This window comes from Salinivibrio sharmensis (genome assembly GCF_001995985.1).
Taxonomy (GTDB): Bacteria; Pseudomonadota; Gammaproteobacteria; order Enterobacterales; family Vibrionaceae; genus Salinivibrio; species Salinivibrio sharmensis.
This window is the reverse complement of the sequence record NZ_MUFC01000004.1, coordinates 1-14,227: the sequence shown is the minus strand read 5'-3', so window position 1 is coordinate 14,227 and position 14,227 is coordinate 1. Positions and strand designations below refer to the sequence as shown.

The window sequence follows — 14,227 nt, the reverse complement described above, 5'->3', positions numbered from 1 at the left end:
CGCAACGAGCAACGCCAAGTCGGCCGAAAGTGTGGCGAGGCAATATGAAAACGCGGTGTCTACTGGGTGACAATCTTGGGACAGTGAAGGAAGCTGGTATCAAGATCACGTATTGGTTGGCACAGGCCAATTAGTGTTGGTCAAAGTAATCTTTGCGTCGGATGTATTTATCCATGTAATGATACGCGATAGGGCGTGCGAGCCAGCTAAATAAAACCCGGAGCACGCGAATCACTGACGACGTGTCGGTATAGATTTTGTTCTCATGTAGCCATAGAAGCCGACCGACATGCCAATACAGCAAAGGAATGCCGGGTAAAAAGGTAATGATGTCGACATCACAACAGATACGATACGTTTTGGTATGAAAGGGATAGTGTCGGTTAAAGCGCCACATACCGGCAGCCGGTTGGCCAAAAGTGACGATGCGCTTAATTGCCTGTCCCATGGAGGAATAAAGCATCGCGGCGGCAATGACTGCCATTGCGCCGCCCGATGAATGGCCAATAAAAGAGACCTTTTTGTTGGCCTGGACCAAAGGCGAGAGGGCGGAGCAGAGTTTATCGAGCACCGTATCGCCGTCTAAGGAAGCCATATCCGCCGCTTGTGCGACATCAGCAAACTGGCTGGTGGTCATCGATTGATAGCGACGTTTGTGCTGTTGCCACGGTAAGCTTTTTTGCGTAAGCAGATAATGAAATCCCCAGTGCACAAAGCACCTGACATTGCCGATTCGTATTTGCTTGGGTCCACACGCACAATTAACCAGCCAGTCCCACGCGGTTTGTGAGCCGCGAAACACCACCACCACATCGTCATCATCGCGCCAGAGCACGCGAATAATACAGCGTCCCCAGCGATCATAGATATCTCGTCGTCCACCAGGGCTAAAGCCGTACTCTGTATGATTGAAATGCGCGGGATAAGAGGCTCGACAGAGAATGGCGTACCGCTCGTATTGATAGCGCTTTAATTGTTTCATGGCTCGCCTTGAATCATCATCTTTCGCCTAGGCTAGCGAATAAACGTGACGAAATAGCGAAACCCATTTGCGATTGTTGCCTAAGAGGCGGCCTATCTGTCAGCGCCTCTCGCGCGGTGGCTAATAGCTGGTGAGAAAAGGTTCGAGGTGAGTGTCGTAAGTGAGAGCCTGAATCGGACCACGGTGGGTAATTAAAAATTCAGCATTGGTACAATTCCCAATACCTATGATCACCTGAACGAGCAAGCGCAGATCTTTTAGCCATCGTTGCGATTGCTCTTGGCTCCAATCGTCACGGTAAAGGCTCATATGGTACTCCACCCACCAGTACGCACCACGAATAAAAGCCTTCATGACTGATTCGGCCGCCAAAATTTGCTCGGCAGTTCCAGAGAAATCAAAATCAGGCGAAATGGGCTTGCCTTGTGTGAACGCCACATAGTTACGACAATGACGGAATAATGCGAGCTGAAGCCCCGCCGCGGAGTCGTAATGGGTAAGCGCCAAAGTGGTCACGGGGAGGTGTTTAACTGACCGACGGAATAACGCGACAGTGCGCTTCCCAGGCATAAGGTGCTCAATGGCATAAAACAAATCTAGACTGATAAGCTGATTACGCAAAGCAACTCTTCTCTAACTGATTCAACCGACTCATCCTGCCTGAAATGGCGCGTCGAGTATACAACACTGGTACCTGAAAGGAAGCGTTTAATCTCAATCACTCCAGCCCATAACGCGCTTTTAACTCATTAATTTGTTCTTGGTTATCGGCTAAAAACTGATTGAATTCGTTAATCAGTTTTGGGTAGTGGATGGTGGAAAGGTGACGTGTGCCTTTCACATGGGGAAGGGTGTCATCAAATTTGACCGACCCTTTTTTCAGCCCCATCTGATCAAGATAGAACTGTGCAACATCAATGTTGGCATAGCCGCCATCGATGCGCCCGCTGATGACTTTCATTAACAGTGAATCATATTTATAGCTCTCATCGACGCGAATTTTCCCGGTGCTGATTCGCGATTGGTAGGGCTGCGGGGTGAAACCGGCCACCACACCTAGGAAATTAAGCTTATCCAATGGCTGGCCATAGTTTTGGTCGATGACCATCACGCCATCGATATAACTGACTACGGGATCACTGTATGTCACCTTTACACGTTTCTTTAACTCTGGACTCCATGCTGGGCTGTCTGGATATTTTAGATCAACCGCACCGTCAACAAATCGATGGTAGAGCCTTCTCAACGGTAGCGCTTTATAAACGAAACGGTAGTGGTATTCGTTAGCAAACATATCCAGTAATTCACGATTAAACCCAGAATAGTTGCGATTGGAATACGCCGAATAGGGGTAATACTGGGAAAAGCTCTGCACACCAACAACAAATGTGCTTTTCGCACTGACAGGCAAAGTCATGGTGAGTATTAACAGTAACGTCCACAATCGTTTCATTGTTCGCTTCATACCCCTATTAGAATCTCCCTTCTTAATTGTAGCTACTGCACTTGCCCCTGTCTTCGAACCTTGACCTGTTATTTTACAACACCTGCCTTTCCACCATTTTCGCCTCAAGCCTCTCGTGCTGAAAAATCATTCGGTTATCGGTCACATTTTATCCGGAAAAATTTGAATGAACATTCGGTATGTTTTATTTTTTCATTTGGACTTTCACTTTTTGATCAAAAAACGATGAACAAAAACGAAATTGCGTCGCGTGCTATGCGCCAACACATTCTTTCGACAACACTAGAAATTGTTGGAAATGAGGGGCTTGCTGCGTTAACGGCAACAAAACTAGGGAAGAAAGCCGGGATTAGCAAAGGGGCGTTGTATCATCATTTTGACAACCTTGATGCCGTCAAATATGCAGCGGTTGATGAATTAATCTCTATGTTTCTTGCCGTGGCCGAGCCTGCAAATTTTGATGATTTTGAGAGTTATCTCGAAGTGACAGGGGATACCTTGTACCTCACCATGCAATGTGAGCCTTATGCGATGAAAGCGATGTATAGCTTTACAACCCAAGCCTTATTTGATGAACAGTTTAGGGTCGCTATTCAGCGTTTTTCTCAACATGGTTTAACGGAATACACGCGTGCGATTGAGTATTTTTATCGGGGGAAGATTCCGCAGCATCAGATTGATACGGCAATTCGTGTCGTGGATGCCTTTTTCCTTGGTGCTGGTTTGCAAAGTTATGTATTGCAGGGGGACGATAGATTTCGTCAAAACTGGGCGTTATTTTCGCAAATGCTACTCACGCAACTGGGTGAGCGATAAGGCGCCATGATGACATGGCGCTTAGTTCTTGTGCTTAGATTAGCTCTGCGTTGTGGTAGACATTTTGGACGTCGTCGCAGTCGTTAAGCATATCGAGGAACTTTTCAAAACGTTCAACATCCTCGCCGCTGACCTGAGTGTCGATTTGAGGCACAAAGGTGATCTCTTCAAGGTCAATCGGCGTGTCGCCAAGATAGTCACTTAGCGCATTTTTCACTTTGAAAAACTCTGTGTGAGGGGCAAAAATGGTAATCACACCCTCGTCTGCTTCGATGTCTGACACATCCACATCAGCCATGACCAAGGCTTCAAGCGTGCCTTCCTCATCATCTCCCTTAAACTGGAAAACGGCTTGGTGCTCAAACATATGAGATACCGCACCCGGCGTGCCGATTTTCGCATCGTTTTTCACAAAGCACTGGCGTACGTCCATATAAGTACGGCTGTTATTATCGGTTAAGCAATCAACAATCACCGCACAGCTGCCAGGCCCAAAGCCTTCATAACGCGCCACTTCATAGTTTTCGCCACCTGTGCCATTGGCTTTATCGAGCGCTTTGTCGATCACATGGCCTGGAACCTGATCTTTTTTCGCTTTCTCAATCAAACGACGCAGTGATAGGTTGCTCTCAGGGTCCGAGCCGCCATTTTTAGCACAGACGTAAATCTCTTTACCGTACTTTGAATACACCTTAATTTTCGCGCCCTGGGTTTTCGCCATTGACGCTTTACGAACTTCAAAACTTCGTCCCATTCGGAATCTCTCTTAATAACGCTTACGCAGAAACGGGTTGATTCTACCAAGAGAGTGATCCTTTGCACCAGCAAATGCACTGACCTTGAACAAAGTCAGTGCGATTAGTACTCAGAGCACGCTATGCCGCTCAATTAGGCTTGTTTGCACTGAAATTTTCGCGTGTGACCTTTTAGTGTATGAGACAGCTCGCTGAGGTTGTGTGTGGCTTGGGTGATTTGGTCCATGGCTTGACGGTTTTCACCGGTCATGGTGTTAATGTCTTCTAAGTTCTGATTGATTTCAGTTGCCACGAGAGACTGCTCTTCTGAGGCACTGGCCATTTGCATCGCCATGTCTGCAATTTCGTCTACAGCGTTCACCGCTTGTTTGAGCGATGATAAGCTGGCTTCTGCACGTTCCGACACATGGTTGGCGGTCGTTGCGCTTTCTGAGATAGCTTGCGTCGTGGTGCTAGAATTGTGCTGAAGGTTGTCTATTAGCTGTGTGATTTCGCTGGTGGCTTGTTGCGTGCTTTGTGACAGCGTTCGCACTTCGTCGGCGACAACGGCAAAGCCGCGACCTTGCTCACCCGCGCGTGCTGCTTCGATGGCAGCGTTCAATGCTAACAGGTTGGTTTGATCAGCAATTTGGCCAATAGTTTGCAATATGCTGGAGATATCCTCAGCGCTTTGCCCGAGCGCATCCGTTTTTTCTTTGGCGTGATTGAGACGCGTGACAAGATCTTGCATCGCATCGACAGACTCGGTTACTTGTTGGTCTCCGCTATGGATAAGAGAACGCGCCTTTTCGGTGGCATCCGCTGTCGAGGCGGAGCTGGAGGAAATTTGATTGGCAGTCGCCGTCATCTCTTCCATCGCAGCGGCCACTTGCTCTGTACGCGCGTTTTGCGCTTCAAAGTTAGTGAGCGTTTGCACACTTGACGAGGACAGCTGCTCAGCGGCAGCAGCTTGTTGGTTAGTGGCACCAATAATGTCACATACCATGGTCGTGAGGTTTGTTGCCATCGCACGCATGGAGCGATAGATCCCCGTTGCGTTGGGGCTAGCATCAAAGCTTACTCTCAGATCGCCGTCGGCAATCGTTTGTACTATCTTGGCCATCTCAGCCGGTTCGCCACCGATTGGGCGGGTAATCGAACGCGTTAACAGAATGGCAGTGACTGCGATCGTCGACACCGCCATCACTAACACGGTGACAATCAGTCCTTGTAGTTCGTTGAGTGCTGCAAACGCCTCTTTGACGTCCATTTCCGCAATGATTGCCCAGCTAAGCCCGCTGACCGTTAGGGGGGCGTAGGCAGAGAGCACAGGGTTACCGTTGTAATCGTTAATGACATCAATGCCTATTTCGCCTTGCATCGCACGCTCAACGGCAAGCGTTTCAACGCGGCCTTGTGCGGGGTGCATGAATGAGGCGAATACCGACCGATGCTCGGCATCTAAGAAAGAGTCTGAGCGCATCAAGTTATCAGGGCCAACGAGATAGGTTTCGCCTGTGTTTCCCAGTCCATCTCGCTCCGCCATAATGGCACTGAGCTTATCGATCGGGAATTGATAGGCGAGCACGCCAATCACGCTACCATTGTGATAAATCGGCGATGCCATAAACCCTGCTGGTGCGTTGTTCGAGGCGGTGTAGGGCGAGAAGTCAATAATTACGGTATCGCCATCCGCTAAGGTTTTCGCTTGACGGAAAGCGTCGGCCAGGCCCGAGGTATTAAACAGACCCGTTGTTAGCGACGTGCCGAAATCAAGTTCTTTGGAGGTGGAGTAAAGGATGTGGCCTTGGTTTGCTTCAATCATAAAGATGTCGTAGTAGCCAAACTTTTCCTGAACATCACGTAAATAGGGATGGATGGCTTGGTGAGCTTGATCGTACCCAGGTAGTTGGCCACTGGTTTGGTAGGCGCCTTTCTTCCCCACGGGATGAGGGTTATCGATTAAGTAAGCTTGTTGTAGCGCCACCGCTTGTGGCGTTAAGTTGTTCACCAGATCCCTCGCCGCAGGGAGTGCCTTTGTGCTGATCGCATCAAGTGGGTCAATGAGGTGACGTTGATAATAGCTGGCCAGTTGTGAACGTGTTTGGGCGGTACGAGAAGGAAGTGTCTCCATGGCATCAATCATGCTGGCCATGGCCTTGGACACGGAAGGGGTTTCCGCGGTGGTAATTATTTGCCCTTCGGCGGTTTGGAAATAGCGTGTGACCGCTGATTTTTTTACCTCTCGCAACGCTTCAAGCTGACTAAACGTTTGATGCTCGAGTGACGACGAGGCGGTATGAAGAGCAAGCAAGCTAATGATCAAAGCGGGGAGGCAACCCACACCCAGTAAGCTAACTAGCATTTTGTATTTGAGCTTCATGATCTCACCTCAACGTCACATTGGATAAAAAATAAGCAGTCCGTTGGGTAAGGATAGAAGCTTTTGGCATGGGTGCATGGAAATCTAGTCTTTTTGTCTCCTGCTTACAAATAAAAGCCCCGCATTCGGCAGGGCTATATTAAGGTTAAGGCTACTCTTGACTCAAATGGCTGGCATAGAGCTTGGGCCTACGGTGTTTCAAGTTCGTCACCGAGCCTCGTTCATGCAGTATTTTGAGCTTGTCCAAATCGACGTCTGCGAAAATCATCATCTCGGTATTGGCATTGGCTTCCGCAAGTGTTGCATCGTGCGGAAAATAGACATCCGAGGGTGAAAATACCGCAGACTCAGCGTACTGGATGTCGACATTATCTACCCGAGGAAGGTTGCCCACGCTGCCACCGATCGCGACATAACACTCGTTTTCAATCGCTCGCGCTTGGGCACAAAGGCGTACGCGTAAGTAACCGTTCTTGGTATCGGTCCAAAAAGGCACGAATAGGATCTGCACACCTTGCTCCGCAAGTATACGCCCTAACTCTGGAAACTCGGCGTCATAGCAGGTGAGAATACCGACTCGGCCAGCATCGGTTTCAATGACTTTGACCGTATCCCCGCCATCGATCACCCAGTCACGTTGCTCGTGCGGTGTAATATGGATTTTGTATTGCTCATCAATGCTACCGTCGCGGTGCATCAAGTAGGAGACATTATACAGTTTGCCATTTTCCAACACGGGCATACTGCCAGCGATAATATTGATGTTGTAGGTGACGGCCAATTGCGAAAAACGTTGCTTAATCGCCTGGGTAAATTCACTGAGAAAGCGAATTGCCTCGACGGAGCGCTTATCGGGTGCAAGCCCCATCAATGGTGCACAGAAAAACTCGGGAAATAGCGCGAAATCTGACTGGTAGTTGGCTAAGGATGAGACAAAGAATTCGGCCTGATTCAAAAGATCATCCACTGAGAGCACATGACGCATCTGCCATTGCACGACCCCGAGGCGGACGATGGTTTTTTCAATATCATGCACGGAGGATGCATCTTCTTCATAGAAGAAGTTATCCCACTCCAACAGTGTGGCATAGCCCGCGGACTTATCATCCTCGGGTAAATAGCGGTTCATCAAACGCTTAACATCAAAGTCATTAGACAGCTGGAAAGAGAGGATGGGATCGTGAATCTCTTTTCTTCTGACTTTATTAATATAATCCGTCACCGAAACATCATTGTGTTTGTGATAACCAGGTATACGGCCGCCAGCGAGGATCGCCTTTAAGTTCAGCGCCTGACACAGATCTTTTCTCGCTTCGTAAAGTCGACGGCCAAGACGATGGCCACGATAATCAGGGTGCACGAACACATCAAGGCCATAGAGTGCATCCCCTTTTGCGTCGTGGAATACCACACCGTCATCCGTAATAATGTCGGCATAGGTATGCGGCAGTGAAAAGCGGTTGTAAGAGACTTTTAGCGTTAACGCGGCGGCGACGATTTTTCCATTATCTTCAATGCATATCTGGCCATCCGGGAAAGCGGTAACCAGCTGCATGATCGTGCTCTTAGGCCAAGCACCGCCGACATCTGGGAAGACGAGATTCATCAACTCTGCTAAGGGTTGATAGTCGCTGACTTCAATGACACGCAGATTCAGTAGCGTGGCGGTGTTCTCATCCATTACACGTTCTCCTATTACGGGCTGAACGCCTATTATGACAAAGATTGGCGCTCGAGATAACGTTTAGGTAGAGAAGGGCTATCAGTTTCTTGGCTGATGGGTGATTGGTTGGATGTCGGTGATACACTGGACGGCGCATCACCATGTTCAGTTAACGCAAATTCTACACGGTTTCGCCCGCGGGCTTTTGCTTCATACAAAGCGGTATCTGCGCACTCAAATAACTGGTTCATCGCCACATATTGCATGTGACGCTTGATGCCGACACCGATACTGACCGTAAACTGGATGTGGTGGCCATGCTCGGTCGTCACCTGGCATGCCTCGATTTGGCGCTTCAGTTGTAGCGCTATGTCTTGTACGCGACGCACAGACTGACCACTGAGTAGCAAAATAAATTCTTCGCCTCCCGTTCTGGCGCAAAACGCGCCTTCTTGTTGGGTGATCCTCTCTAAGTGCTGACTGAAAGCGACCAATACCTGATCGCCAGCAAGATGCCCATAGACGTCATTAATACTTTTGAAGTTATCCAAATCAGCAAGGATCAGGGCATTTGGCTGGTTAGAAAGGAGGCGCTGGGCTGCTTGCGTCATAAAGGCGCGTCGATTCGGAAGCTGCGTTAAGGTATCACGGAGCGCAAGCTGACAAAGCGTGTGCTCTAGTCGCTCAAAACAAAGGTAAATGAAGGTCATAAACTTGACGAACTCGGCCATTAAGATCAAGTAATACACGGCAATATAGCGTTGAGATAGGCCGGTGTTCTTCATCGGGGTGTCAAAGGCGAAGTAGGCGCGAAGCCCATAAAGTATCAGTAGGAGGAGGAGCACGGACGCATAAAGTTTAAAGCCTATCCGCTTTCTCTCTGGGCTCTTAACAATGAGTTTTAAAACCGCAAGGTGCATTGCCACGTAGAACACACAATACCAAGTAATACGCAGAGCAAGCGGAATATGATTGGCAAGAATGAGTGTATAAACCCCTACACCTAAGAGTGCTGCCAGCGAAGCCGTCCGCCATGATGAGGACGTGCCCACGAAGAACTGCGTGCCTAACCACACCAGAATATGCGAGCAGATCGCGGCTGTGGTGCCAATCCAGACGAGCCCCGACGTTTCGGTGACATTGCCAATGTTATACACCGACGTGCCCGTTGAGATCAGCAGACAAGCCAGTCCCCAAAGCTTGATATCTTTGTGCTGATTAAACTGCCACCCAATCAACAAAACGCCAATGGTGAGTAGCCAGAACACACTGATGTAAGCCAGAGTCAGTGTGGGAAGGTGAAGATTAAACACGTGACCGAATCCATCCGATAAAGGCGAGGGCGCAAGGCGCCACCAACGAAGCAATGCCAATCATACGACTAAAAGCGGTATAATATATCAGACAAATGTCTGACTTTTTATCTCTCAAGGTCTGGTTCGTTGGTTTTTTACCCAGATCAGTGGATGGGTTACAACGATTGTTGGGCAAAAAGCCAGACAGCAAGTGCCGCAAAAACCAATGCCATGATTTTATGCTGATACATTTGGATACGGGTATTGGTGAGCATTGCACTGCCAAGCTTGCCGACTATTGCCACTAAAAGCAGGTTAAACGCGAGCCCTAATACGTTGAGGAGCAGCCCAAGCGTTAGCAGCTGCGTACTGGACGAGGCTTGAACTTGATGCGAGATAAACTGCGGTAAAAACAACACAAAAAACAGTAACGCTTTTGGGTTCAATAGGTTGGTCATGACCGCACGTTTATAGAGGTATTTACCCATGCCTTGATGATGAGCGAGCTCAGTGCTGTCCGTTGGAGAGGCACGCCACGTATCGACACTCATTTTGAGCAAATACGCTGCCCCCACGTACTGCAGGATGGTTAAGGCCGTCGGCGACATCGCAATCATGGCTGATACGCCGGTTGCGGCTAATACGGTAAGGATCAACCCTGATGTTGCATTACCCAAGCTTGCGGCCATACCAACCCGTCTGCCATAGCTAAGACTTGCGCTCACGATTAGCAACATATCCGGTCCGGGCACCAGCAAAAGCGCGACAATCGCGGTTAAGTAAACGGGGAGCATATTGGGGTCGATCATAAAGGCACTACAGCTATCAAGATAAAGTGCGGGATTTTACCTTTTAGTTAGACTTTATCAACACTAATAGGTGATTGGGTTGGTTTTTAATCGTAAACAAAGGTGTTAGGACAGCTTATAAAACTAAAAAACCCCCTTAGGTAAGGGGGTATGCTTTCTCGCTTGTCGTGTGCACCGAGGACACTACGCAGCCCGAATAGTTGGCTTAGGCGTAGGCTCTTCAATAAAACAAGCGTGTAGGGCGCAGATCGAAGCATGGTAGAACTTATCGAGTACCACGTATTGCACATCCACGTCACGCATCGACGAGTGCGCAGCCTTAGGGTTTATCTCAGCGTCTAGCAACGCTAGCATACCCTTGCTCATGGTTTGGTTTGAGTCGATACGACTACCAATGACAGAAATCAGTGCGACCATTTCACCCGTAATCTTCGCTTTCGGGTAGAGCTTCTCAACACGATTAATCACCTTATCTTGACTGGCTGTCTTGCCGTCTAAGTAGTAGGTAATTGAGTTGGCATTCATCTCTTTACTGATGAGCTGCACGTTCTCTTCGCGAATGATTTCCATCACGTCATAGCTGACCTGATCAACATGCCCAACCATTGATTGGTCAAAGATGTGGAGAGCTAGCACCTTATCTCGACCCGCAATGATCTCGATTTCTTTATCTTTTGGACGATATTTGTGAGAGATCACCGTACCCGCGTGCTCAGGCTCGAAGGTGTTTTTCACGACCAATTCGATACCCACGGCGCGCATACCAGACGCAGCATTAGGGTGGATGGCTTCCATCCCTAGGTTGGCCAGCTGGTCAGCCACATCGTAGTTACTGAGACCCATTGGCTGAACACGCTCTGGACCAACAATGCGTGGATCCGCGCTGCTTAGGTGATACTCTTTATGAATTACCGCGCTGCTCGCTTTAGTTAACACGGCAATGCGGCTAAATGTCATTTCACTATAACCGCGGTCATAGGTCTTCATCAGACCTTCATCACAATAGACGTAGCCGGTAACGATGGGCAGCTCAGTGCTGAAATCAATGTCTTCCATGGCATTAGCGATCACTGTGTTCAGGTCGCCTTTGCCCTCATCCGGGTTATCCCAACCAGAGAGATCAACAAATCGTGAGTTAATACCGACACTCTCAAGCAGCAATGTCGAGTTATGAGCGCTATGCGCCTCACCAATCGATGAGAGGAACTCGCGAATTTGTGGCAGATAACTTTCTAGCGAAAACTGCCCATAGTTACAGGTTTCGAGTATACCTTCGATACAGCTATGTGCTTTTTCCATCCGTTGACGAATGAAGTTATCAGCACGTTCACGGTATACCGGGTCAGGGAACATATTGCTGTTAATAAGCAGCATACGTTGTTCAAGCTCATCCATCGCATCACGCCACTTTGGATTATTGGCAGCGAGAAGGCGGTAGATGCCTGGTTTACCCGAGCGCTTACACTCCAGCAATGCATCCGTGATGCCAGCGTAAGCAGAAACGACAAAAATGCGGTTGTAAGGGTTAGACGGGTACAAAAAGATATTATCCATGACAGCGTCATAGGCTGACATCGACGTACCGCCGATCTTTTCAACGGTATGATTCATGTGAGCTCCTTGTGGGCTTTTATGAATTAGGGAGTCAATTGGGTTTACAGGGGCAGCATCCGGCTGCCCCATGACGGTTAATCGACTAATGGATAAACACCGTTTTCATCGTGTGTTTCTTGCCCAGTAATCGGTGGGTTGAACACACAGGCCATGACCATATCGACACCTTTATTTGCGCGAAGCTGGTGCTCGTCATGCTTATCTAGGATATACAGTGTACCAGGCTTAATGGGGTAAACCTTACCGTCATCCGTGGTTTCAATCTCGCCTTCTCCAGACATGCAGTACACAGACTCTAAGTGATTCTGGTAATGAATGTGCGTGTCAGTGTTGGCGTAAATGGTGGTAATATGGAAAGAAAATCCCATATTATCGTCGCGTAGCAGCATGCGTACGCTTTCCCAATTTTCTGCCACCACGCGGCGCTCGGTTTTCTGGCACTCTTCTAATGTGCGGACAATCATGTTTATTCCTTAAACGTCTTTTCGTTAAACAAGGCTTATGGTCTAAGCGATTACGATGCTTTTTTAAGCTTCTCTTTCTTGTATTGCTCAACCGATTTAACGAAAATCTGCAAGCCTTTTTCCATCTCTGCCTCACTGACGGTCAGTGGCGAGAAGAACTTGATCACTTCATCATCTGGACCTGCTGTCTCGATGATCATGCCATTGTCGAAACACAGGCTGGTGATGTCGTCAGAAATATCACCGTTTTGACAGGCGATGCCCTGCATCAAGCCACGTCCTTTGATGGTTTCAAAAAGGTCACCGTGTTTGCTAAGCATCTCTTGCAACACTTTGTTCAACTGATCCGCACGCGCTTGGATATGTGTTTGGAACTGATCATCACGCCAATATGTTTCAACCGCTTCAGCAGCAGTAACAAACGCATGGTTATTACCACGGAATGTACCGTTATGCTCACCTGGTGCCCATTGATCCAGCTCAGGTTTTAGTAGTACCACCGCCATTGGTAGGCCATAACCACCGATAGATTTGGACAAGGTCACAATATCAGGCTTGATACCAGATGGTTCGAAGCTAAAGAATGTGCCAGTACGGCCACAGCCTGCCTGGATGTCATCGACAATCATCAAGATGTCGTGTGCCTTACAAATATCTTGCAGGCGCTGCAACCACTCGTTAGAGGCCGCGTTAAGTCCACCTTCGCCTTGTACGACTTCAAGCAGTACCGCAGCGGGTTTGTCGCCGCCCGTTAGACCACTAGACGCGTCGTTAAGCATGGTTTCGAACAGCGTTAAACCATCGATGTCTGCGTAGCCATCATAAGGAATACGTGTCACTGAATTGTTGACGGGGATACCACCACCACCACGGTGATGATGATTACCTGTCACTGCCAATGCACCATATGTACAGCCGTGGAAGCCGTTGGTGAAAGACACAATGTTTGCGCGGCCTGTGACTTTACGGGCAAGCTTCATTGCCGCTTCAACTGCGTTGGTGCCTGTTGGGCCGGTGAATTGGAATTTATAGTCCAAGTCACGTGGCGCCAAAATATGCTCTTTAAATACTTCGAGAAAGCGTGCTTTTGCACCTGTGTACATATCCAGGCCGTGTGTAATGCCATCTTTCTCGATGTACTCGATCAGTGCTTTTTTCAACGTAGGGTTATTATGTCCATAGTTGAGCGAGCCGGCGCCAGCAAGAAAATCGAGGTAGCGTTTGCCGTCTACGCCCGTGATCCAGCAACCCTTTGCGCTTTCGAACACAACCGGGAAGTTGTTGGCGTAACATTGAACATTTGACTCCTGCGATTTAAAGATATCCATAACTCATCCTGTTATTTTTTGAGTGGAATTCGGAAAAGGTATTCGGTGTCATGTTCACCGTTAAAGTGCTCTTGTTCGTCGAGGAACACGGAGCGCTGACCACCTGTACCGTAAAGGCGGTCTACCTTTTCAAACAGCGCCCACGAACCGGCGTTGTCTTCTGTGATTGTGGTTTCGATGAATTGAATCTGGCTTGAAACTTTGCGTGCCATCAGCGCTTCAATCATCGAGAGGGCAAGCCCTTCACCACGTGCTTTCGGTGACACTGCGACCTGCCAGACGAAAAATGTGTCTGGCTGCTCAGGACGTATGTAGCCTGAAACAAAGCCTTGTACATCACCCTCACGCTCTGCGACGACACAGGTTTCTTTAAAGTGCGTCGCCTGCAAGAAGTTGCAGTAAGCGGAGTTCACATCCAACGGTGGGCACTGCGTGATTAATCGATAGATGTTGCCGCCATCCTTAATGGCTGGCTTACGAAACACAAACGGTGTATTGGTTTGGGTTTGTTTACGGTCGCGTACTTCTGTCTCTAGTACTGCCGTATCTGTCGTTTTTGATCGCCACATAATTGTTTTGTGCTCTAACGAATTCGTTTTATATAATAGGCGATGAATTTGGTTTATCAACCCCAGATTTTAGTGTTTTCTTTATCAATTATTATCATCTTGTTG

13 protein-coding genes are annotated in these 14,227 nt (G+C 48.5%); 1 reads left to right on the top strand and 12 read right to left on the bottom strand.

All coding sequences use genetic code 11. From position 1 onward, the window contains the following. Positions 1-130: 130 nt before the first annotated feature. The 3 genes from BZG74_RS05010 to BZG74_RS05000 form a co-directional block, all read right to left on the bottom strand. Positions 131-982 (bottom strand): lipase family protein, encoded by an 852-nt coding sequence (locus BZG74_RS05010; RefSeq protein ID WP_077771612.1) that lies wholly within the window; start codon positions 980-982, stop codon positions 131-133. A 120-nt stretch (positions 983-1,102) separates the two neighbouring features. Further along, positions 1,103-1,603, bottom strand: coding sequence for a hypothetical protein (locus BZG74_RS05005; protein WP_077771611.1), 501 nt, complete (start codon positions 1,601-1,603; stop codon positions 1,103-1,105). A gap of 97 nt (positions 1,604-1,700) precedes the next feature. Beyond that, on the bottom strand, positions 1,701-2,435 hold the full coding sequence (locus BZG74_RS05000) for a substrate-binding periplasmic protein (RefSeq protein ID WP_158020629.1): 735 nt from the start codon (positions 2,433-2,435) through the stop codon (positions 1,701-1,703). Between the two features lie 174 nt (positions 2,436-2,609). On the opposite strand from BZG74_RS05000, the gene BZG74_RS04995 reads away from it, so the two are divergent. Next, positions 2,610-3,263 carry a TetR/AcrR family transcriptional regulator gene (locus BZG74_RS04995; RefSeq protein ID WP_131825620.1) on the top strand — a complete coding sequence of 218 codons (654 nt, stop codon included), beginning with the start codon at positions 2,610-2,612 and terminating at the stop codon, positions 3,261-3,263. 34 nt (positions 3,264-3,297) lie between these two features. Here BZG74_RS04995 and BZG74_RS04990 read toward each other — a convergent pair whose 3' ends face one another. The 9 genes from BZG74_RS04990 to ectA all read right to left on the bottom strand — a co-directional run bounded on the left by BZG74_RS04990 (position 3,298) and on the right by ectA (position 14,122). Continuing rightward, on the bottom strand, positions 3,298-4,017 hold the full coding sequence (locus tag BZG74_RS04990; protein ID WP_077771608.1) for a YebC/PmpR family DNA-binding transcriptional regulator: 720 nt from the start codon (positions 4,015-4,017) through the stop codon (positions 3,298-3,300). 134 nt (positions 4,018-4,151) lie between these two features. Further along, on the bottom strand, positions 4,152-6,380 hold the full coding sequence (locus BZG74_RS04985; protein ID WP_077771607.1) for a methyl-accepting chemotaxis protein: 2,229 nt from the start codon (positions 6,378-6,380) through the stop codon (positions 4,152-4,154). Positions 6,381-6,531: 151 nt separating this feature from the next. Beyond that, positions 6,532-8,061: a bifunctional GNAT family N-acetyltransferase/carbon-nitrogen hydrolase family protein gene (locus tag BZG74_RS04980; RefSeq protein WP_077771606.1), complete on the bottom strand. Its 1,530-nt coding sequence runs from the start codon at positions 8,059-8,061 to the stop codon at positions 6,532-6,534. A 32-nt stretch (positions 8,062-8,093) separates the two neighbouring features. After that, positions 8,094-9,356: a GGDEF domain-containing protein gene (locus BZG74_RS04975; protein WP_077771605.1), complete on the bottom strand. Its 1,263-nt coding sequence runs from the start codon at positions 9,354-9,356 to the stop codon at positions 8,094-8,096. A 158-nt stretch (positions 9,357-9,514) separates the two neighbouring features. Next, on the bottom strand, positions 9,515-10,147 hold the full coding sequence (locus BZG74_RS04970) for a LysE family translocator (RefSeq protein ID WP_077771604.1): 633 nt from the start codon (positions 10,145-10,147) through the stop codon (positions 9,515-9,517). 183 nt (positions 10,148-10,330) lie between these two features. Further along, positions 10,331-11,758, bottom strand: coding sequence for an aspartate kinase (locus BZG74_RS04965; protein WP_046075985.1), 1,428 nt, complete (start codon positions 11,756-11,758; stop codon positions 10,331-10,333). A gap of 77 nt (positions 11,759-11,835) precedes the next feature. After that, on the bottom strand, positions 11,836-12,225 hold the full coding sequence (locus BZG74_RS04960; RefSeq protein ID WP_046075984.1) for an ectoine synthase: 390 nt from the start codon (positions 12,223-12,225) through the stop codon (positions 11,836-11,838). 50 nt (positions 12,226-12,275) lie between these two features. Then, positions 12,276-13,553: a diaminobutyrate--2-oxoglutarate transaminase gene (gene ectB, locus BZG74_RS04955; RefSeq protein WP_077771603.1), complete on the bottom strand. Its 1,278-nt coding sequence runs from the start codon at positions 13,551-13,553 to the stop codon at positions 12,276-12,278. An 11-nt stretch (positions 13,554-13,564) separates the two neighbouring features. Next, entirely contained in the window at positions 13,565-14,122 is a 558-nt protein-coding gene (ectA, locus tag BZG74_RS04950; protein ID WP_077771602.1) for a diaminobutyrate acetyltransferase, read from the bottom strand. Positions 14,123-14,227: the final 105 nt, after the last annotated feature.